The sequence below is a fragment of the Limnohabitans sp. YIMB22184 genome (genome assembly GCF_048020265.1).
In the GTDB taxonomy this organism is placed as follows: domain Bacteria; phylum Pseudomonadota; class Gammaproteobacteria; order Burkholderiales; family Burkholderiaceae_C; genus Limnohabitans_A.
In genome coordinates this window covers 2,896,888-2,917,760 of the sequence record NZ_CP171843.1, presented here as the reverse complement: position 1 = coordinate 2,917,760, position 20,873 = coordinate 2,896,888, and the positions used below count along the sequence as shown (strand labels likewise).

Below are 20,873 nucleotides of genomic sequence, written 5' to 3'. Positions count from 1 at the left end.
GGGCCTATTTAGCCAGGCATCCATCTGGCATATAACTGACATTGAGACGCTGAGACCGCGATTTATCGCCGGTTGATGCGTGTGGACTCGCGAACCACCAATTCGGCCTCAACCAACCTGGACGGCGGATTTTTCTTGTTGAGCAAGTCAAACATTGCTTTGGCGGCGGATGCACCAATTTCATAAACCGACTGACGCACCGAAGTCAAAGGGGGCAGCGTGAAAGCCGAGTGGGGCAAATCGTCGAAGCCAATCAAGGACACATCTTCGGGCACCCTCAAACCCGAACGATGCAAAGCCAAACGGGCACCGTAGGCCATTTGGTCGTTGGCAGCAATCACCGCCGTGAACTGAACTCTGGCCGACAGCAAAGTGTTCATGGCCCTGAAGCCACCGGCCTCTTGGTAGTCGCTGACCACCACCAATTCCTCGTCGATGTCCATCCCCTTGAGGCGGACTTCTTCTTTGTAACCCTGCAGGCGCTCTGCCGCATCGGGGTGGTCCAATGGACCCGAAATGAAAGCCACGCGCCGGTGTCCCAATGCATGCAGATGACGCACAGCCAGACTGGCACCCTCCGAGTTGTCAAAGTCAATGCTGAACAAGCCAGGGCCGCTCAAACGCCTGCCGGTGACCACCACAGGAATATGGGCCGCCATCTCGATCAAAGTGTCGTCGGCCAATTTTCCGGTCAACACAATGATGCCGTCGACTTTGCGTTCTTGCAGCATGAAAAGACGGTTCTTTTCTTCGGCTTCATTCCAGTGACCGCTGACAAACAGGGGCACATAGTTGGCCTTGTGCAACTCGTCCTCGATGCCGCGCAACGCTTCACCGTAATACGGGCTGTCAATGAACTGCGTCAGCACACCGATGCTCATGGTGCGGCCACCCGCCAGGCTGCGAGCAGCCGGATCGGGCCGAAATCCCAACTCTTCAATCACTGCCTTGACCAAGGCCTGCTTTTCTTCACTCACCTGCGCAGTGCCGTTGAGGATGCGCGACACCGTGCTAGGGGAGACACCCGCTTTTTGGGCCACCATGGTGAGGGTGGCGCGGGACTTGACGGCCACTGGCATGGGCGGGTCTGCCTGCTGCGCAGCACGTTTTGAAGAAATTTTCATGCGCGTCTGATGCTGTTTTCCATAAGCTTCAGATTATCCGTGACTAAGGCGTTTGCCAAACCCGCACGTAATCCACTTGCATCTTCATTGTGGGCAGCTTATTTACATCTACCGCTCCACCTAAATTTCCACCTACAGCCACATTCAAAATGAGGTAGGCAGGTTGATCAAAAGGCCAATTGTCTTCGTTGGCATTATTTGGTTTTTTGTAGCTCAAGGTTGGGACATCGTTGACACCCATGACCATCTCGTTTGCCGTCCAGTGCAGTTGAAAACGATGAAATTCACCGCACATGTTCTCCACACTGCGTTTTGCGTACAGAGGTCTTGGCGGGTTAGAGAGCCAATTGTTCGAGGTAGTGTGCACCGCTGATTGAACCTGATTTGGATTTTCATATGGCAGTTCTACGAGCCACTTACCAAACCATTCCATGATGTCGACCTCTCCGCGCGCAGGCCAACCACCACTCCTGCCCATCGTCCAGATTGCAGGCCAGGCACCACCTATGCATGGAACTTTGGCCATGATTTCGTAATATCCATAAGGCGTACCATTCAAAGCGTTGTAATACGCATCTGTGTCGGTTTTCACCCTGGAAGAAGTTGCGAGTAAAGATGGCGTTCTTATCGGTGCAATCGTTGGATCTATCCTCGCCGGCTGTATGGTCAACAAACCATTGCTCACAAAAACATTGCTGGAATCACTGGTGTAAAACTGCCGTTCGTTGTTACCCCAAACGCCACCTCCATCCAACACCGGTGAGCCCAGGTCGTAGGTCCATGCGGAACCTAGAGCTCCATCCATGTGGAAGTCATCTGACCACTTCAGGACATAGTTAGCAGGCTTGGTTAAAGTCAATGCTGATGGCGTTGGCGAAAGCTTATCACCGCTGCCACCACACGCCACCAGAACAGACAACGCGCTTACTGCATAAACCAATCTCAGTCTGTTAGAAGGTATAAACAAGCCCTGCCCCCAACCAATTACCTGACTTGGCAATTCGTGAGTCCACGCCTGTAAATGCTGCATGACCTGGCATGCTAAGTGGCGCTAAGCCCTTCTTCCCGAAGTTGACGGTGCCTGCAAAACCGTAAACTGAGAAACCGGGTTGAATTTCGTAACCCACTCCAACGGTGTTGAGTAACATGGTGTTAGATTGGCCGCGCTCAATCGGATTTTTTGTGCTGGCTTTCCCCAGATAAACCATACCCGTATTGATATTCCATTTTGGTGCAAATCTGTAAACTGCACCCAAGCTGATGTCGGTCGAACTGGCGCTGTAAGCATTGCCCGTATTAGCATCCACGCTATCGACGTTGAACATATTGCTCCACAAAAGACCAGACGTACTGTCACCTGTTACAACGGCCTTTGAACCACTCCAACGGTTGTGGCGAATCCCTGCATACAAATCTGTTTTGGCGTTGAATTGGTAGCGTGTCATCAACATCAAAATCGATTGCTTGTTACCGTCAACTAAATTTCCGTCGTAAGGTTCTGTTGTGGTTACCCCAATAAATGGTGCGTGCCCCCATGCCACGGCTTGTCCATTCTTTGAGGACTGAGCTACAGCATCCAACATCCAAGGACCTTTGACGTACTTGGCATGCAACTCATAAAAAGCGGGCTTGCGCACTTTGGCTTTTGAGTCACCACCATCGTATGTGGCTTCCAAATAAAGATCACCACCGGCCACATCCATCAATGGAGATCCATATCGAATTGCTTGGGTCAAAAGGCCATAACCTGCACCACTGGAAGCCCAAGCATCGGCAATACCCAAACTTGTGCCATAAGGATAGTCAGCTGTACTCCAACCTCTTGTTGGGAACGCGCCAATTTGAAGCAAACCGTAATCTTCGTGGGACACCGTTGCATTTTTTTCATAAAGAATACCCGGTATGTCTTCCTTACCATCACGCCAACGCTGGCTCAGCAGACCTTTGATCTTGAAACCGCTTCCAAGATTAAATTCTTTGGTACCCAGGTATGGCTGAAATAAGGTCATACCACCATCATTTGTGCCATATGGCATTCCCAGTGATGTTGGATCAGCCCATGGTCGTTGCCTGTCTTCATTGGGAGCAAACTGGCAATTGACGCACTGGTTGCTTGACTGACTGTACTCAGCTTTTGCGAATCCTGTAATTGTGAAAGGACCAACATCAACAGCATGAGCGAAGGGAATACTTAAGAGTAAACCAGCAACAGGCAACATCAATTTTTTGTTAATCATAATATTTCTCCGAAATTAAGGTGCAAATGTGATTGCACCAACATTTATGCCTGCCACAGCAGCAGTGTTAGCTTGGTTGATACGAATTCTTACAGTTTTCAAAGGTTCTTGAATAAACTGCGTCATTGTATTAACAGCACCATTACAGCTTTCGGTAATTGAAAAAGAATTTAAATCTAAAGTGTAGTTTGCCTGATCAGTAGGATTACCATAAATAATCTGGGCAGCTACCAAAGGAGTATTAAGTTGAGCAACAGGTCGGCAGTTATCAAACAATGTTTGCGATTCCAACACCGGTGTAAATCGAGGCTGCCCTGATATATCTGGATTCCCCCAAATTTTAATATTCATTTTAGACATGTTAGTAATATTAAATCCAGTTGGCTGCATTACCCAGCTCTCAATATATTCACGTGAAGCAAGTAATGAAGACCAAGTTCCCCAGAAAAAATTTGATCCATCTTGAGCTACAACATTTCCATCTTCTGGCCATGTTTCACCCCAAATTTCAGCGTATGGATGTACACCCCTGCCAAAAAATCCATTTGTATCTGTATCACCTTCTTTATAAACCTGATATAAATCAACCCAACCAGCAGAACGTGTATAAATTGAAGCAAATATCCGAGACTTAGTCGCATAAGCCCCATCAATTACTAATGTTGAAAGTTCCGTTGATGCCAATGCATTAGATGAATTGAACGCAGTAATCGCAAAACTACTCAACCCAGCGACAATAGAACGGACATTTACAGATCCACTTACTTCATTTGATTGAAGCACGCCCGCAACCAATCGAGCAACGTTGTGTGTTTTGATATTGGCTTCAGCTACATAATCTGAATCGATTTTAAATTGAGCATCGGTAATGCCCAAGTTGTTTTTAACCGACTGCATCGAGTTGGCCCATGTTTGGCCTTGATCTTTATAAGATAACGCAAGCGTTGTAAGTGGCGTAACAACTGCAATATTTGCTGGAGCAGTCATCTGGTATGCAGTTCCTACAGCAGCGCCTGTGTCCTCATCGATTGCCGTTGACGGCACATTGGCAATCAACCTGACACTACTCAGGTCAAGTGTGCTGGGCGGGTTCAGTGTGAATGCGCCTCCAGCTCCTGATGTCGCAGTTGGTTCATTTGAATCGCATACCTTGTTGTCGTTGACATCCAAGCACACCACTGCACCGTTGATGTACCCATCAATCACGCGACCCGTGATTGAAACTCCATTGACGCCACCTCCACCACATGCCGTTAGCAATACCGCCAGTGAAGAAATGACGTAGCCCTTTTGAAGCCCCGCAGTGAATCTCATAAACGTCTCCGAAAAAAGTGTCTGGACATCTGCAAAAAATATCTGAAAGCGCTTTCTGAAAACGCTTTCACGCCTAGATTAAAAAACTCTCTGAACTTCCAATCAACTGGCGTTTACCCTTGGTTTGATGAAAATTTCAACGCTGAACCGTCAACCGTCCAGGCTCGGCTTGAACAGAGGCGCCGTCACTGAAGCGAACCGTCAAGGTTTCCTTGCCGGGATTGAAAACCATGTACGTCTTGCCCTTGTCCGCATGCGTGAACACCGCATAAAAGTGAGTATCAGCCGTCACCCCCAGCTCGGGTGTCCCCACGCCTTCCAGAAATGCAAGCCAGTGCTGTGCATGGGTGCGTGTATCGCCCAGCTCCACAGAACCCCATTCATCCCACCGGGCTCGCCCCTTGACCGGATCGACCAGTGCGACATATTTGGCGAACAGGTCTTGCCAGATGTCATGAGGTTTGGCACGCTTGCCACGCCCTTCGTAGATCTTGATTTCACGCTCTAGCGCAGCCATGTTCTTGTGAACAAAGGCTGGACTTTCGGCAAGGTAGGTCGAACTGGCCGTCAATGGCAACAGATTGATGCCATGGATCTGCCTGGGCTCATCAATCCACCAAGTGTTGTGCGCCAACTTGCCACCAAACAGCATGCTGACTTCAACGTTCAGATACTCCTTGGGCAGGGTCAGCCCATGAATGTCAAACCAGTAATGGTTGATGGCCTGGATTTCGGTGGTGTAGAGGTACGTGCCCAATTCGACCAATTCCGGCCGCCCTTGCAGGGCGCCCCACAGCATCAGGCCAGCCCAGGCATTGATGGCTTCCGAGGAGGACTCTTGGTTGTTGCCATCCGGTGACATCGCGACGCCCGAAGCCCAAGAATGGCCTTCATAGGGGTCAAAGTTACGTAAATAGGGGAAATCCTTTCGCCCACGCTCAGCTGTGGCGATGTCCGCCACCAGCAGATCGATCATGCCGCCCCAACGTTCGGGCTTGATCCACTCCGGGTCACGCAATCCAATGTCGGCTGCCGCCCTGATCCAATACCCGTAGTGGAAATGGTGGTCGTTCATGTCCTTAACCGCGTCATATTCCTCCGGATAACTGACCACTGTGCCCAACGTTGGGCTGTAGTGAAAATACGTGCGCTTGTTTTGCCCAGAGAGCCATTCCTCAAATCGACCTTTGACCAGCGCGAGCAGCTCATCACGGGTCTTCATATCACCCTGGACTTCGGCCACATTCATCAATTGACTGATGCGTTGAAGACCTTTGCCTTGCCAATAAGGTCCTTGACCAATCTCAAGCATCATCCGGCGAGCACGCCGCGCCTCTTTCGACAAATTGTTCAACACTGCTTTGCTTTGAACAACATCCTGCACGCCTGGCCAATAAGGCACGAAACCGGTATGGCGGTGGCGAGTTTCAAAACTGTCACTGGCGTAAAAGCGAATATCTCCGCGAATACTGCCCAAATGACCCAGCATTTTTTCGGGAAGCGCCGCGTTTTGGTGCCAATGGTGGGGATACAAACCGAGAACACCTGTGCCTTGTGAACCCTCGAAGGTGCGGGTTTTGAGCTTGAAACTGGTGATCACCTCGCTCTTTTGCCGATCCACACGGTAATCGGCACGCGTATCGACGATATGGCTGTAAGCCTGTGCCAAAAATTCACGAATTGTGGCCTCTTGACTGTTAGGAAGAATCGCCAGAGACACATAGCGACGGTCTCCAGGCAATCGCAACTGCCAAGATTGACCCACCTGGACCCACTGCGCCCCCGTAGGTGCAAAAGCAGCGTAGGTCTTGACCGAGTCCCCGATGAGCAGAACACGTGGGTCTATAGACCACACACGGCCCGTGAGCGGCGTGGCCAAATCAAAAGACAAATCGCCTTGCGTGAGTTGTGCATAGATGAAGGGGCTTCCATGCGCGACTGTGGTCAACAGGGCATTTTTTTCAGCCTCGAATGCAATGTCAACGGCCCAATCCGAATGTCCTGCCAACAATGCAGCCGTGGGCTGAAATGCCATGGGGCGAAGGGTGATGTCTGCCTTGTGGGGGTAAACAATTTCCACATCTTTGCGCTCGGTCGGCACCACCGTCTTTTGGGGATACCCCACCTCCAGACCCAGTGGGGTCGCCTTGGCCGTTAACGGTATCGCATGCAACACCTCTGACCACCGGGTAAACATGACGGATGAATACCATTGGTTCGTCGGCGCTGCACGCGCCAGCATGGCGGGTGTGCGAAAGGGCGCCGCTGGAACCGCGTTGTCTGCTGCACTTACCTGAGAACGCCAAGCGCCCGCGCCACGCTGAATGACTTCCGCAGCTTGGCTCCCAAGGCTGAGGCTCAAACTCAGAACAGCGGCTAACCGTTGGTAGAAATTCATGGTGTTCAATCCTTTGACTCAAGAAATTCGTTGTCCGTCTGAGCGAAAAATGAGCGTGCGTGAGGCGTCTGGCACCAAGCCGACGGTTTGCCCGATATTGGCGTGCAAAGCATCAGGCCGGACTTTGATTCGAACGGGCTCCGTCAACCCATCGACCCTTGCATAAACCACCATCACATCACCCAAGTTTTCGAGAAACTCGATCACCCCAGGAATACCTTGCCCCTCGACGCCCAGGTCAATGAACTCGGGTCTGATACCCAGATGAGAACCGTTGGGCAAATTTGAATGGAAGGCTGTTGAAGCCTCTTCGCCAAGTCGCCACTTATACGCACCGACCATGGGCTGACGCTCATCACGGTCCCAGCGATAAGGCAACATGTTCATCTTTGGTGAACCCAAAAATTCCGCAACAAATTTGTTGCTGGGTTGCCGGTACAAATCCATCGGCGCCCCCACCTGCTCGATGCGCCCCTGGTTGAACACCGCAATCCGGTTGCCCAGCGTCATGGCTTCGGTCTGGTCGTGCGTGACGTAGATCATGGTGGTTTTCAGATCGGCATGAAGCTTGGCCAGCTCAATGCGCATTTGCACGCGCAGCGAGGCGTCCAGGTTGGACAGCGGTTCGTCAAACAGAAACACTTGGGGGCGGCGCACGATGGCGCGGCCAATGGCCACGCGTTGCCTTTGGCCACCGGACAATTGCTTGGGGTAACGCTGCAGCAAAGGGGTGAGCTGCAGGCGCTCAGCGGTTTCTTGAACCAACTTGGCCGTATCCGCCTTGGATGTGCCCGACATGCGCAAGCCAAAGCCCATGTTTTCGGCCACAGTCATGTGCGGGTAAAGCGCATAGCTTTGAAACACCATGGCTGCACCGCGCTCCGAGGGGCCTTTGTCGCTGACGTTTTGACCACCAATGCAGATGTCACCCTGGCTCAGGGTTTCAAGACCGGCAATCATGCGCAACATGGTCGATTTGCCGCAACCCGACGGGCCGACAAAGACCATGAATTCACCGTCTTGGACTTCCAGGTCCAGACCAGGAATAACCACCGTTTCACCAAAATGTTTGGTAACGCCTTTGAGTTCGATGGCTGCCACTTTATTTCTCGCTCAAAAATTGTTGGTACCACAAGGCGCTGCTTTTGAGCGTTCGTTGTTGGGTCTGAAAATCCACATGCACCAAACCAAACCGCTTGGCATAGCCACTGGCCCATTCAAAGTTGTCCATCAAACTCCAAGCAAAGTAGGCCCCAACCGGAACCCCTTGCGCAATCGCATCGTGAGTGGCGGCAATGTGGTCGCGGATGTAGGCCAGGCGCTGTGGGTCGTCCACCACACCGTCGACACACTGGTCTTTGAAGGCCGCGCCGTTTTCGGTCACCCAAAGCGTTTGGGGCTGATAGTCGGCATGCAAGCGGCAGAGCAACTCGGTCAAGCCTTGGGGATAAACCTCCCAACCCATGTCGGTCACCGTGTTGCCGGTGCTGGTCACATCCCAGGGGTTGCCGCTGGATGAGAAGTTGCGGGTGTAGTAGTTGACGCCCAAAAAGTCGTTGAATTGCGCAATGGTCTCCATGTCCCCTGGCGACACCCGGGGCGCATCGTCCGCCAAATGGGCCATGACGTCTGCCGGATAGAAGCCTTTGAACAACGCATCCATGTACAAGCGCAAAATCAAACCATCGTCCAAATGGGCCTTGGCCACATCGGCAGGGTTGTCACTGGCGGGGTAAATGGGCGACAGGTTCAGCACAATGCCCATGGGTGTTGTCAGACCCAAACCGCGCATGGCTTTCAGGGCCATGCCGTGGCTCAACAACAAATGGTGAACCGCCTGCATGGCCTGCGACCGCGATTGGATGCCGGGCGCAAAAATGCCTTGCTCATAACCCAGGATCGCGATGACCCATGGCTCGTTGTGGGTGCAGATGCTGTGCACCCGATTGCCAAAACGGCGCGCCACTTCGGTGGCGTAGCGTGTGAAATGCGCACACACGTCTCGATTGGCCCAACCGCCTTGGTCCTGCAAGGCCTGCGGCAAGTCCCAGTGGTTCAGGGTCACATGCAGCTCAATGCCGCGTTGCGCCAGCGCTGTGATCAGCTTGTCATAAAAGGCAAAGCCCGCTTCATTCCAGGCGCCTTGCCCATCGGGCTGAACCCGTGGCCAGGAGATCGAAAAGCGGTAAGCATTGACGCCCAGTTGGCTGATGAGGGCCACATCTTCTGCCCAGCGCAGGTAATGCTCGCAGGCCACATGCCCATTGCTGGCGTCTGCGATTTTTCCTTCCATATTGCAAAAGCTGTCCCAAATGGAAGGCCCCTTGCCATCGCTGTCGTGTGCGCCTTCGATCTGAAACGACGATGTGGCCACACCCCACTTGAAGTGGTCGGGAAATTGAGAACGAGAAATAACTGGGTGACTCATAGGATGTGTTTTTTTGGGTTTATCCGCGCACAGCGCCGGCGGTCAGACCTTCAATCAGTCGGCGGGAAGAGAAAATGAAAATGATCAACAGAGGAATCACGGCAATCGCGGAGCCCGCCATCAGGGCGCCCCATTCGGTGTCGACCGGGCTTTGCACACTGCGCAAGGCCAAGGGGAAGGTGTACATCTCAGGCGAGCGCATCACCACCAAGGGACCGATGAAGTTATTCCAGGACGCGATGAAGGCAATCAGCCCCAACGTGCCAAAAGCTGGCCCCAAGAGGGGTACCACCACACTCCAATAAATGCGGAACTCACCGCAGTTGTCCATGCGGGCTGCTTCGATCAGCTCTTTGGGTATGGCCGAGCTGATGTACTGCCGCATCAGAAAAATGCCCATGGCCGGGGCCGCACCGGGCAGATACAACGCACGCGGTTGGTCAATCCAGTTGAGCGCATCCATGATCAAGAACGTCGGGATCATGCCCAGGAACGAAGGCACCAGCATGGTGCCCATGACCAAGGCAAACAAGGCTTTCTTGAACCGAAATTCGTAAACGGCAAATGCAAACCCCGCCATGGAGCAAAACAACAGGGTCAGCGCCGTGCTCATCAAGCCCACATACAAAGACCAACCCAGGTTTTTCCAGAATGGGATTTTTCCCATCAGGATCTTCATGTTGTCCAGAAAGTGATCGCCGAAAAACAGCGGTGGCGGGACACTGAAAATCTCGGTTCGCGGCTGCGTGGCAAACACGAACATGAAATAAAACGGCCCCAGCATTAGCAGGGCACCGGTGATGATGAACAACCACCCGAGCGGACCTAAACTCGATCTGTTGCCGGTCATGGGCGCGCTCATGCTGGGCCCTCCTTGCTCTTGAAGGCTTTGTTGGTGAGCACGGTCATCACCAAAATAATGACGAACAGCATCCAGGAAATGGCGCTGGCCAAACCAAAATCGTTGAAGTCAAACGCTGTGCGGTACATGTACATGGCTGTCGTCATACCGGCATATTCGGGCCCGCCTTTGCCGCCCGTCAAAATGAACGGCTCTTCAAACAGCTGCAGGCCACCGATCACCGTCAAGGTCACGCCAAAGAACATGATGGGCTTGAGCTGGGGCAGCGTGATGAACCAAAACTGTTGCCAGCTTTTCGCGCCATCCATGCGTGCAGCCTCGTACAACTCGCGCGGAATACTCTGCATGGCCGCCACATACAAAATGACGTTGAAGCCCAAATAACGCCAAAACACCACGGCCGACACCACCGGCTTGACCGCCTCTGGGCTGCCCAGCCAATCGATGTTCTCGGCCGGCAAAACGGTGCTCAGCAAGGGCCATTTCGCCAACTCGCCCAACGCAGCATTGACCATGCCGTAGTCGGTCGAAAACAAGGTGCTGAACATGATGGCAATCGCCACCGTCGAGGTGATGTAGGGCAGGAAATACGCGCCCATGGCAGCATTTCGCCAGCGCCCCAGCTTTTCATTGATCAGGTAAGCCAAGGGTATCGCCACCAAATGCTGCGGCACTCCAGAGGCCAAAGCCATCCATAAGGTGTTGCCCAACGATGTCCAAACCAACGGGTCTTCCACGGCGAATTGCAAATTTTCCAAGCCCACGTATTCCATGGAGGCCAGTCCTTTAACCGGATCCCACATGTGGAACATCAGAACAAAGGAAAACACAATAGGGAACAAGCCAAAAATCAGGAACAACAAAAGGAACGGACTGATCAGCACATACGGCGCTGCCGCCGGCTTCAAGATAGGTTTCATCAGCGGCTGGCTCTTCTTTGCACCAACCGATGCGCGTCCTTGAGCGCTTGGTCGATCGGCTTGTTTTTATTGAGCACCAGATCCAGCTCGGCGTTCACGATCTCCTCAGCCACGCTGTCGTTTTTGAAGACCATGGTGGGCTTGATTTGCATGGCCGTGGCTTTCCAGTCGAGCCGCGCCTTTTGCCCCCCCAAGAAAGCCACCGGTTGGTTGAAAAAATCTCCGTTTTGCGCTTCGATCAGCGCCGGAAAAGCGTTGAACTTTTCAAACGCCATCTGTTGCTGCTGGCTGTTCAAAGTCAAGTGCTGAATCAGATCCCACGCCAAGGCCTTGTTCACAGCATTTTTGGGGATGGCGTAAAAAGTCCCCCCCCATGAGGTGGCGACACGCTCAGGCAAAGCGGTCGAGCGCCACAATCCGCTGGTGTTGGGGGCCAACCAATTTTGCAAATGGCCGCCCAACCAGGCGCCCATCATTTGCACCGACACGGTGCCACGTTTGAGTGATTCGCCCCATTCGTTGGACCACGGGTTGATCTTGGCATCCAGCCCTTGCGTTCTGATTTTTTGGGCCACCTCAAAGCCTCGTTTGAAGCGGGGCGATGTGTCCACGACCGAATTGCCCTGCGCATCAAAGTAAACGCCTTGGCCCTCCGGAATACCGGTTCTGATCACGATGTCTTTGACATCGCGGGCGTGTGCCACCAAATAGGCACCTGTGCTTTGTTTGATTTTTTGTCCACTTTGAATGAAGCTGTCCCAGGACTGGGTCAGCTCCGATTCATTGACTTTGGCTTTGGCGAGCAGGTCGTTCCGGTAAAACATGGCCCCAGGTCCAATATCGGTCGGGATAGCCACCTGACCATGATTGGGCGAGCGGCCTTGCGCCATGGCATAAGCCACCATTTTGGTGGCGTGTTTGCCAACGCTATAAGGGGCTTTGTCCAAGTCTTCCAGTCCGCCGCTTTGTGCAAATCTGCCCAGATAGCCGTATTCAAGCGTCATCACATCCGGCAAACCAGTCGAGGTGGCCAGCGCTGTGGTCATGGCAGTATGGTGGTCTGCGTATTCACGGCCGACCACTTTGACCTCCACGTTCGGATTCTTTTTTTGCCACACTTGCAGCGATGCTTTGACGATGTCATCGACCGCAGGGAATGCCGCGACGGTGATGGTCGTTTTTTGCGCCATCGCCACATTCAAATACAAGGCGCAAATGAGAAATGACGCCGTTTTTTTCATGAAAGCCTCTCTTTTTGAAAGCGCTTTCATTTTTCAATAAGTGACAGCAAGTGTCAAGCCAACCAAGGGTTTCCACCTGCCTCACACCAAGGTTGGGGTCAGCAAGTGAACAACAAAAAGGCCACTCAATGAGTGGCCTTTGGATTTCAATGGCGTCGCTTCTGGCGCCGAGGATGCTCAGATGTAATACATGCGGCTGTTGACCATGCGGGCAGCACGGCGGCTCATGTAAGTGGTCAAGTCGGCGGCTGGAGCGGCCGTGTTTTCGGCGCGGTCCATGGCCGTTTGCAGCTCGGTCATCAGGCGGCTGTCGGTTTGGGCCATGGCCCACAGTCGCTGATCGGCACGGTTGCGCGCCAAGTTGGCCGACCAGGTGTCCAGATTCGCCATCACGGCCTGCGCCAACAGACGGCTCACGCCGCGCAAGGCGGCAATGGCGACCACCGCCACGGCCCAAAGCGCCATCCAGGCCGCGATCACGTGTGTTTCGGCCCAGTCGTCAATCAGGTGGTCGGCCATTACCACCAAAGCGGCCACACCGGCGGCCAACATCAACGTGGCCAAGGTTTTGGCCCCAGTGGTAGCTGCTCCCTGTGCAGCGGTGGGAGAGGGCATTTGGCCCAGGACAGATTTAGAAGTGGTCGTGTTCATTTTGAGTTCCCTTGATTTGGTTTTGTATGCTTTGGCAGTCCAAACCAGCAAAACCATGACCTGAATCATAGGGTTTTTACTCATGCGATTCAACTTTATATTCATGATGTTCATCATTCATAATAGTGATACATCAGAGGCATTTGCATGAATCCCCCCATACCGGCCGCATTTCGCACGCTCGACCTGAATTTGCTCCGAATTTTTGACGAGGTCATGGCCGAACGCAGCCTGACAAGGGCGGCACGCAACCTCTCGCTGACCCAGCCCGCTGTGAGTAACGCCTTGCGCCGCTTGCGCGATGCACTGGGCGACGAACTGGTGCGCCGCCACGGGCACGGCATCGAGCCCACCCCACGCGCCTTGGTGCTATGGCCCAGCGTTCGAGAGGCCCTGCGCCAGCTGCAGGAAGCCATCGTGCCCAAAACGTTTGTGCCACACGAAGCCAGCAGCACCTTCATCCTGGCCATGGCGGACGCCACGGCCGCAGAACTGATGGGCGGGTTGGCCCGTCAAATCCAGTCCGAGGCCCCGGGCGTCTCGCTCAGGGTGGTGCCGCTGACCACGCGCGACCCGCGCAGTTTGCTCAGCGATGGTGCTGCAGACATGGCATTGGGCTACTTTCCCGCAGTGCTGACCGATTTGACCGGGCGCGCACAAGCGGGTGAAGCCGTGTCGTTTGAACACCAGCGCCTGTATGCCGGTGAATATGTGTGCGTGATGCGACAAGGCCACCCCCTGGCCAAGCAGCCCATGACACTGGACAGGTATTGCGCCGCCCGGCACCTGCTCGTGAGTTTTTCAGGTCGGCCCTATGGCTTTGTCGACGAAGCGCTGGCCACGATTGGGCGGCAGCGCCGCATCGTGATGACGGTGAACCAGTTTTTCACCGCCGGGCAGGTGGTTGTCAACTCCGACTTGCTCACCGTGCTGCCGCGCCACTTTGTGCCTACCACCGGCATGGGCGATCAGTTGCTGCTGCGCGAGCTGCCCCTGGACGTGCCCCCCGTGCATGTCGAGGCTTTGTGGCATCGGCGGCTGCAACACGACAGCGCGCACCAATGGCTGCGTGAGCAACTGCTGCAAGTGGCGAAAGCGGCTTTCGACACCGAAGCCCCGGAAGGACAGGCATGAACATCCAGCTCCTGTCGGACCTGCATCTGGAGTCCAACCCCGGCTTCATGCCCACGCCCGCGCCAGGTGCCGATGTGCTGGTGCTGGCCGGTGACATCGGCTCGTACCAAACCGGCTCGGCCCTGGCGGCAGCTGGCGATGGCGACTTTGGCCTGGCGCGGTTTTCACCGTTGCACGGCTGGCCGACACCCGTGCTGTTTGTGCCCGGCAACCACGAATACGACGGCCTGGACTTTGACGAAGCCCACACCCGTTTGCAGGGCACCTGCCAGCGCTTGGGCATCACCTGGCTGGAGCGCGAGGTGCTGGAGCTGGACGGTGTGCGTTTTGTCGGCACCACGCTGTGGACCGATTTCGATGCGCTGGGGCCGCTGGCAGGCCAGACCTTGCCAGACCCCACATCTGCCAAATTTCCAGCCCACTTTCACCACCCCAACAGCCAGTACACACGCCAGCTCAAGGCACGTGACAAGGCTTTTCGGGCGGCTAACTATTACCTGCGCAAAACCCTGACCACACGCCATGGCGAGCCCTGGCTGGCCGAGGGCCTGCGCGAGCAGGCCCTGCAATGCCAAGTCTGGTTGAGCCAGGCCTTGGCCCAGCCGTTTGATGGACCCACCGTGGTCATCACGCACTTTGCTCCCAGCCTGCACAGCGCCGACCCGCGTTACGGCCACGTGCCGGGCACGGCCGGTTTTTGCAATGCACTCGACCACTTGCTGCCACACGCCCAGTTGTGGCTACACGGCCATTTGCATTGCGCCAGCGACTACACCCAACACGGCTGCCGCGTGGTGGCCAATCCGCTGGGTTATGCGCACAAAAACGAGCAGCTGCAATTTCAGCCTGGCTGCCTGCTCACACTCTGAATGAATGCCAGATCAGATGGGGTCACACACGTCCCGGCAGCACCCCAAGTTTCATGACCCAAGTCAAGACAGGGCTCTGAGGCTGCGGTTAAAGTCAAGCCTTCTTTGATCCGCAACAGGAGACCTTCATGAAAATCTTATTGGCCGTTGATGGCAGCGAATACACCAAAAAAATGCTGGCCTACCTGACCACGCACGACGAATTGTTCAGCGCGAACAACAGCTACACCCTGCTGACGGTGAATCCACAACTGCCCCCCCGTGCGCGCGCAGCCGTGGGCAAAGAAGTGGTCGACGCCTACCAACGTGAAGAGGCTGAAAAAGTGCTCGGCCCAGTCACCAAGTTCCTGTTGCGTCACGGCATCGACGCCAAGACCGTGGCCAAAGTAGGACATGCGGGCGAGACCATTTCCAAGACCGCTGACAGCGGCAAGTTTGACCTGGTGGTGATGGGCTCACACGGCCACGGCACGCTGGGCAACCTGGTCATGGGCTCGGTCGCCACCCAGGTGTTGGCGCATTGCAAGGTGCCCGTGCTGTTGGTGCGCTGAACATCGGGACAAGCCCCGCGGGAAGCCAAGCATTCGCTAGTTGGGGCTCACTCCCACTCAAGACCGCTTCAGCGGGCGCTCAGGCCGTCAAAACAGGTGCTCATCACCAGATCGAGGATTTGTTCCTCGGTGTGCTGCTCGCCCATTTTGAGGAACTCCAACACCGGGTCGCAGGCCCGCGCAAACAGGGTGTAGAGCACAGCCACCGCGGGCAAGGCTTGGTTGATCTGGCCCTGGGCCTGAGCCTTTTCGATCCAGCCGCCCAAAGCGTCGCTGACTTCCATCAAGCCATCCATGTAGTCCTTGCTGGCCATCAAGGTGGCACGCAGGCTGGAATTCTGGCTGGGCAAGGAAGGCATCAGGCCTTGCAGTTTGAGGGTCATCGTCCAGCGGGTCACCGCCTTGAGCTTGTCAATGGCCGCCTGTTCGGCAGGCAAAGTCGAGATGAACTCTTGCGCCTTGCGCATGGCCGTCACCATGGCCGCGCAGGCCAGCTCTTCCTTGCTGGTGAAATGCTTGTACAGGCTGGCCTTGGCAATGCCCACCTCGGCCGCCACTTCGTCCACCGTCATCGCGTCAAAGCCTTTTTCGGCCAGCAATCGGTTGACCGACTGGATGATGGCCGTCTCTCGGGCGGCCAGCATCTGGACCTTGAAGGATTTTTTGGGCGGTGTGCGGGCTTCTGTATTCATCGGCGGATTCTAGCCCGGCAGACCAAAAAAAGACCCTGCGGTCATCCCTAAGCCTGTTCAATTCAAACCGCGAGAGTCCCGTTTATCCACACGGGCCGATGGGCGTCAGGCTTTTTGCAAGCCTGGCACCCCCGCGCGAACAACCCACTGCCCCTGCGAGCGAAAAACCCCGTCCGTCTGGGCCGGGTTGGGGGTGGTTCTGAACTCTGCCGCCACGCCCTCGGGCCGCACATCCAGCACGGTGTAACCGCGTTCGTCCGAGCGGGCATGCAGGATGTCCGGGTTGCTCTCGCGAATTTGGGCCAACAACTTCTCACCCAGACCGCGTGAGGTGACCGATGTGGTCACGATCTCGCTGGCCACCACAGGCGAGCGCTCGTCATTGGCTTGCACGCGCAATTGGGCCGCCACGTTCATGTGCACATCGCCGCCCAGCATCAGCACATTGGACACCCCTGCCTGCGCCACCGTGCCGAGCAGTCTGGCGCGGGCTTGCGGGTAGCCGTCCCAGCCATCGGTGAAGGCACTGCGCCCCAAAGGGGTGTTGACGCCACTCGAACTCATTTGCGTGGACTGCGCCACCAGTTTCCAGCGCCGGGTGCTGCGCGTCAGGCCCTCGGTCAACCATTGCTCTTGCGCCGCGCCCAGCATGCTGCGCGCCGGATCGCTCAGGGCGTCACACCCCACCACCACCCGGCCACCGCCCCGGTTCGGGTCCAGACAGGCCTGGTGGTCACGGTACTGGCGGCAGTCGAGTGTCCACAGATCGACCAGCTTGCCCCAAGCCATACGGTCATGGATGCGCATTTGGCTGCCGTTGACCGGGTCTGGCCCCAGGCGCAGCGGCATGTGCTCAAAATAGGCTTGGTAAGCCGCCGCGCGGCGGCGCAAAAACAACTGTGGGTCGGTGAACTGGTGATCGAGGTCGTTGGCGTAATCGTTGACCACTTCGTGGTCATCCCAAGTCATGACCCAAGTGTGCGCGGCGTGGCAGGCTTGCAGATCGGCATCGCTTTTGTATTGCGCGTGGCGCTCGCGGTATTCCTCCAGCAACTTGGGCACGCCCCCTTGGTGCTTGCGCAGCATGTACTGGGGGTTGGAGCTTTCGTAAATGTAGTCACCCACAAACAGCACCAAATCCAGATCGCTTTGGGCCATCTCGCGGTGGGCGGCAAAGTAGCCCTGCTCGTAATGCTGGCAAGAGGCCAGGCCCATGCGCAAACGCGCCACGGCTTCATCGGCGGCAGGGCTGGTGCGTGCACGGCCCACCGGGCTGATGGCGTTGCCGCAGACAAAACGGTACCAATAAGGCCGCCCGGGCCGCAAACCACTGGCCAGCACATGCACGCTGTGGCCACGGCTGGGATCGGTCTGCACGCGCCACTGGCGCACGGGCTGGCGCAATGCCGCATCGGCAAACACCTCGCACACGACGAGCACGCTTTGGGTCTTCAGCGCTGCATCGGCCTCGCTGATGCGAAGGCGCGTCCACAGCACCACGCTGCCCGGCTGGGGTTGCCCGCTGGCCACCCCCAAACCGAAGGGGTCCACTTGCCAGCGCAGCCCGTTGCCCGAAGGCGAACCCTGCAACAACTGCGCTTGGGCGGCTGCGCTCAACCAGGGCATCAAGGCCAGGGCCAAGGCGCGGCGGTGCACATCGCGGCGAGAAACAAGGGGTCGGTTCATGTTTGGCAAGGCGTGTTTGATTGGCAAAAAATTCAGCGGGCATGGTAACCGGGGTGCTTCGGGCTGGCCTGCGCCAGTGGCCGCTTGCCTGGTGGTGACAGGCGGACACGCTGCACGGCGGCACAATGGACGGCATGACCCCGCCCGAAAAAATCCGCAAAGAGCACCTGGACACCCTGGCCGTGAGCATGCTGCTGGTCTGCTGCATGTTCTGGGGGTTTCAACAGGTCCTGGTCAAAGCCACGGTGGCCGAATTGCCCCCTGTGTTCCAGTCCGCGGTGCGCGGCGTGGGGGCCACGCTGCTGCTGTGGCTGTGGTGCCAATGGCGCGGGGTGCGCCTGTTTGCAAGCGACGGCAGCCTGTGGGCCGGTTTGCTGGTGGGCTGCCTGTTTGCTGCGGAGTTTGCTTTCATCTACATCGGCCTGCAGCACACCTCGGCCTCGCGGCTGACGGTGTTTTTGTACACCTCGCCCTTTTGGGTCGCGGCGCTGGTGCCTTTGTTCATTCGCACCGAGCGGCTGCGCCCTGTGCAATGGCTGGGCATGGCCTGCGCGTTTGCCGCCGTGGTGTTTGCCTTGCGCGAAGGTTTTGGCGGCGGCGGTGCCACGGGCGACCTGATGGGCCTGGCGGCCGGAGCCTTGTGGGGCCTGACGACGGTGGCCATCCGCGCTGCCAACCTGACGCGCCTGGCCGCCGAAAAACTGCTGTTCTACCAACTGGCCGTCAGCACCGTGGTGCTGGTCTTGCTGTCACACCTGATGGGTGAGCCCTGGGGCGGCGACTGGAGCCACTTTGCCATCAGCTCGGTGGCGCTGCAAACCGTGGTGGGAGCATTCGCCAGCTACCTGGCCTGGATGTGGATGCTGGGCCACTACCCGGCCACCAAAATTTCCGCCTTTGTGTTTTTGACGCCGCTGTTCGCTCTGCTGTTCGGCATGCTCTGGCTGGGCGAAGCCGTGAGCCTGACGCTGGCACTGTCCTTGGCGCTGGTGGCCGTGGGCATTGTGCTGGTCAACCGCAAACCTGGCTGAGCACTTGCCGCGATCCACACCTCTCCAAACCCCTTTCTGAAAGACACACATGACTTACCAAGCCCTGCAAATCCAAAAAGACGACGCCGGTTACCGCTGCACCCTGCAAACGCTGGACGACAGCGCCTTACCCGAAGGCGACGTGACCGTACAGGTGGACTATTCCACCGTCAATTACAAAGACGGCCTGGCCATCACCGGCAAATCGCCCGTGGTGCGCAAATTCCCGCTCACGCCCGGCATCGACCTGGCGGGCACGGTGACCGAGAGCCAGCACCCGCTCTTCAAAGTGGGTGACCAAGTCGTGCTCAACGGCTGGGGCGTGGGCGAGAGCCACAGCGGCGGTTTGGCGCAAAAGGCGCGCCTCAAAGGCGACTGGCTGGTGAAACTGCCTACCGCCTTCACCCCGCGCCAAGCCATGGCCATTGGCACGGCCGGTTACACCGCCATGCTGTGCGTGATGGCGCTGCAAAAGCACGGCGTCACACCGGACAAGGGCGACATTTTGGTCACGGGCGCAGGCGGCGGTGTGGGCAGCGTGGCGATTGCGCTGCTGGCCAAACTGGGTTACCGCGTGGTGGCCAGCACCGGCCGACTGCAGGAAGCCGACTACCTGCGCCAGCTGGGCGCGGCCGACGTGATGGACCGGGCCGAACTGTCGGCCCCCGGCAAACCGCTGGCCAAAGAGCGCTGGGCCGGCGTGGTCGACACAGTGGGCAGCCACACCCTGGCCAACGCCTGCGCCAGCACGAAATACGGCGGCGTGATCACCGCCTGCGGCCTGGCGCAAGGCATGGACTTTCCATCGAGCGTGGCGCCGTTCATCCTGCGCGGCGTGACCTTGGTCGGCATCGACAGCGTGATGGCCCCACGTGCCGTGCGCGAAGCGGCTTGGGCGCGGCTGGCCCAAGACCTGGATACCACGCAGCTGGAGCGCATGACGCGCGAAGTGGGTATGGCCGACGCGATCGGCTTGGGCGCGGAGATTTTGGCGGGCCAAGTGCGCGGTCGGGTGGTGGTGAACGTCAACCGCTGAAAACAAGACAGGCCCGCATGATCGCACTCGCAGCCTAGACCGAAACCCTGTTTTCGATTCCAAGGGCGACGGCTGGCCGTCGCGCATGAACTGCGCGTTGCACCCATACGTGGCCTGGCATGCCAGAGGCATTGGGGCATTCTCGGCCCCCCTTGCATTCTGGTTTACCCGCTGTAACCCAGGTGTCTACTCTCAGGGTTTACTCGATGTGAGCCCAAGAGACACCCTCATAGGATGAGCGCTCTTTCACCCACTTTCGTGTTCACCCTTGATCAGCGGAGCCAGCATGTACAGCCAATGGGCGCTTTCGATAGACGATGCCAAACAAATCGCCAACGCTTGCAGGGCGTGTGCCAACGCCAACAACTGGAGCGTGGTGATCGCGATTGTGGACGAGGGGGGTCACACCATGTACCTCGAACGGCTGGACGGCACGCAAAAAGCGTCGAGTGTCGTCGCCGTTGAAAAAGCCAAGACCGCCTTGCTCTTCAAGCGACCCACGCAAGCGATCGAAGCCGTCGTGGCCGCTGGGCGCAACGTCATGATGATGCTGCCCGGTGCCACCCCCATCGAGGGCGGATTGCCGCTGGTGCGCGATGGCCAGTTTGTGGGCGCCATTGGGATTTCAGGCGTGCAATCGCACGAAGACGGCGTGGTCGCCGCCGCAGGCGTGGCGCATTTCGCCACCCTGAGCTGACA

At 56.6% G+C, this 20,873-nt stretch carries 19 protein-coding genes; 6 read left to right on the top strand and 13 right to left on the bottom strand.

Annotated features, from left to right (window positions below; all coding sequences use genetic code 11):
• Positions 1–62: 62 nt before the first annotated feature.
• The 11 genes from ACHEXL_RS13550 to ACHEXL_RS13500 all read right to left on the bottom strand — a co-directional run bounded on the left by ACHEXL_RS13550 (position 63) and on the right by ACHEXL_RS13500 (position 13,175).
• The gene (locus ACHEXL_RS13550) at positions 63–1,124 is read right to left on the bottom strand and encodes a LacI family DNA-binding transcriptional regulator (protein ID WP_416559926.1); all 1,062 of its coding nucleotides are present in this window, start codon (positions 1,122–1,124) and stop codon (positions 63–65) included.
• A gap of 43 nt (positions 1,125–1,167) precedes the next feature.
• Entirely contained in the window at positions 1,168–2,043 is an 876-nt protein-coding gene (locus ACHEXL_RS13545; protein ID WP_416559925.1) for a glycoside hydrolase family 16 protein, read from the bottom strand.
• A 31-nt stretch (positions 2,044–2,074) separates the two neighbouring features.
• Positions 2,075–3,361: a hypothetical protein gene (locus ACHEXL_RS13540; protein ID WP_416559924.1), complete on the bottom strand. Its 1,287-nt coding sequence runs from the start codon at positions 3,359–3,361 to the stop codon at positions 2,075–2,077.
• Between the two features lie 15 nt (positions 3,362–3,376).
• The gene (locus ACHEXL_RS13535) at positions 3,377–4,675 is read right to left on the bottom strand and encodes a hypothetical protein (RefSeq protein ID WP_416559923.1); all 1,299 of its coding nucleotides are present in this window, start codon (positions 4,673–4,675) and stop codon (positions 3,377–3,379) included.
• A 136-nt stretch (positions 4,676–4,811) separates the two neighbouring features.
• Positions 4,812–7,073, bottom strand: coding sequence for a glycosyl hydrolase (locus ACHEXL_RS13530; protein WP_416559922.1), 2,262 nt, complete (start codon positions 7,071–7,073; stop codon positions 4,812–4,814).
• An 18-nt stretch (positions 7,074–7,091) separates the two neighbouring features.
• Positions 7,092–8,174 (bottom strand): ABC transporter ATP-binding protein, encoded by a 1,083-nt coding sequence (locus ACHEXL_RS13525; RefSeq protein WP_416559921.1) that lies wholly within the window; start codon positions 8,172–8,174, stop codon positions 7,092–7,094.
• Position 8,175: 1 nt separating this feature from the next.
• Positions 8,176–9,501: a GH1 family beta-glucosidase gene (locus ACHEXL_RS13520; RefSeq protein ID WP_416559920.1), complete on the bottom strand. Its 1,326-nt coding sequence runs from the start codon at positions 9,499–9,501 to the stop codon at positions 8,176–8,178.
• Positions 9,502–9,520: 19 nt separating this feature from the next.
• Positions 9,521–10,351, bottom strand: coding sequence for a carbohydrate ABC transporter permease (locus tag ACHEXL_RS13515; RefSeq protein WP_416559919.1), 831 nt, complete (start codon positions 10,349–10,351; stop codon positions 9,521–9,523).
• Positions 10,352–10,359: 8 nt separating this feature from the next.
• Complete coding sequence (locus ACHEXL_RS13510) at positions 10,360–11,283, bottom strand: carbohydrate ABC transporter permease (RefSeq protein WP_416559918.1); 924 nt, start codon at positions 11,281–11,283, stop codon at positions 10,360–10,362.
• The gene (locus ACHEXL_RS13505) at positions 11,283–12,524 is read right to left on the bottom strand and encodes an ABC transporter substrate-binding protein (protein ID WP_416559917.1); all 1,242 of its coding nucleotides are present in this window, start codon (positions 12,522–12,524) and stop codon (positions 11,283–11,285) included. Before ACHEXL_RS13505 ends, ACHEXL_RS13510 begins: the two co-directional genes overlap by 1 nt.
• A 177-nt stretch (positions 12,525–12,701) precedes the next feature.
• Complete coding sequence (locus ACHEXL_RS13500; protein ID WP_416559916.1) at positions 12,702–13,175, bottom strand: hypothetical protein; 474 nt, start codon at positions 13,173–13,175, stop codon at positions 12,702–12,704.
• A 147-nt stretch (positions 13,176–13,322) separates the two neighbouring features.
• Here ACHEXL_RS13500 and ACHEXL_RS13495 point away from each other — a divergent pair, with 147 nt between their 5' ends.
• From ACHEXL_RS13495 to ACHEXL_RS13485, 3 genes are all read left to right on the top strand, one after another.
• Positions 13,323–14,309: a LysR family transcriptional regulator gene (locus ACHEXL_RS13495; RefSeq protein ID WP_416559915.1), complete on the top strand. Its 987-nt coding sequence runs from the start codon at positions 13,323–13,325 to the stop codon at positions 14,307–14,309.
• Positions 14,306–15,178, top strand: coding sequence for a metallophosphoesterase (locus ACHEXL_RS13490; RefSeq protein WP_416559914.1), 873 nt, complete (start codon positions 14,306–14,308; stop codon positions 15,176–15,178). The genes ACHEXL_RS13495 and ACHEXL_RS13490 overlap by 4 nt, the downstream gene beginning before the upstream one ends.
• 128 nt (positions 15,179–15,306) lie before the next feature.
• A complete protein-coding gene (locus tag ACHEXL_RS13485; protein ID WP_108428650.1) occupies positions 15,307–15,729 on the top strand; it encodes a universal stress protein in 423 nt (140 codons plus the stop codon).
• Positions 15,730–15,797: 68 nt separating this feature from the next.
• On the opposite strand, the gene ACHEXL_RS13480 is transcribed toward ACHEXL_RS13485, so the two are convergent.
• Positions 15,798–16,421 carry a TetR/AcrR family transcriptional regulator gene (locus ACHEXL_RS13480; protein WP_416559913.1) on the bottom strand — a complete coding sequence of 208 codons (624 nt, stop codon included), beginning with the start codon at positions 16,419–16,421 and terminating at the stop codon, positions 15,798–15,800.
• Positions 16,422–16,526: 105 nt separating this feature from the next.
• Complete coding sequence (locus ACHEXL_RS13475; protein ID WP_416559912.1) at positions 16,527–18,107, bottom strand: alkaline phosphatase D family protein; 1,581 nt, start codon at positions 18,105–18,107, stop codon at positions 16,527–16,529.
• A gap of 134 nt (positions 18,108–18,241) precedes the next feature.
• Here ACHEXL_RS13475 and ACHEXL_RS13470 point away from each other — a divergent pair, with 134 nt between their 5' ends.
• The 3 genes from ACHEXL_RS13470 to ACHEXL_RS13460 all read left to right on the top strand — a co-directional run bounded on the left by ACHEXL_RS13470 (position 18,242) and on the right by ACHEXL_RS13460 (position 20,871).
• Positions 18,242–19,138, top strand: coding sequence for a DMT family transporter (locus ACHEXL_RS13470; RefSeq protein ID WP_416559911.1), 897 nt, complete (start codon positions 18,242–18,244; stop codon positions 19,136–19,138).
• A 49-nt stretch (positions 19,139–19,187) separates the two neighbouring features.
• Positions 19,188–20,174 carry an MDR family oxidoreductase gene (locus tag ACHEXL_RS13465; protein ID WP_416559910.1) on the top strand — a complete coding sequence of 329 codons (987 nt, stop codon included), beginning with the start codon at positions 19,188–19,190 and terminating at the stop codon, positions 20,172–20,174.
• Positions 20,175–20,460: 286 nt separating this feature from the next.
• Positions 20,461–20,871, top strand: a complete 411-nt coding sequence (locus ACHEXL_RS13460) for a GlcG/HbpS family heme-binding protein (protein WP_416559909.1) — start codon at positions 20,461–20,463, stop codon at positions 20,869–20,871.
• Positions 20,872–20,873 lie beyond the last annotated feature (2 nt).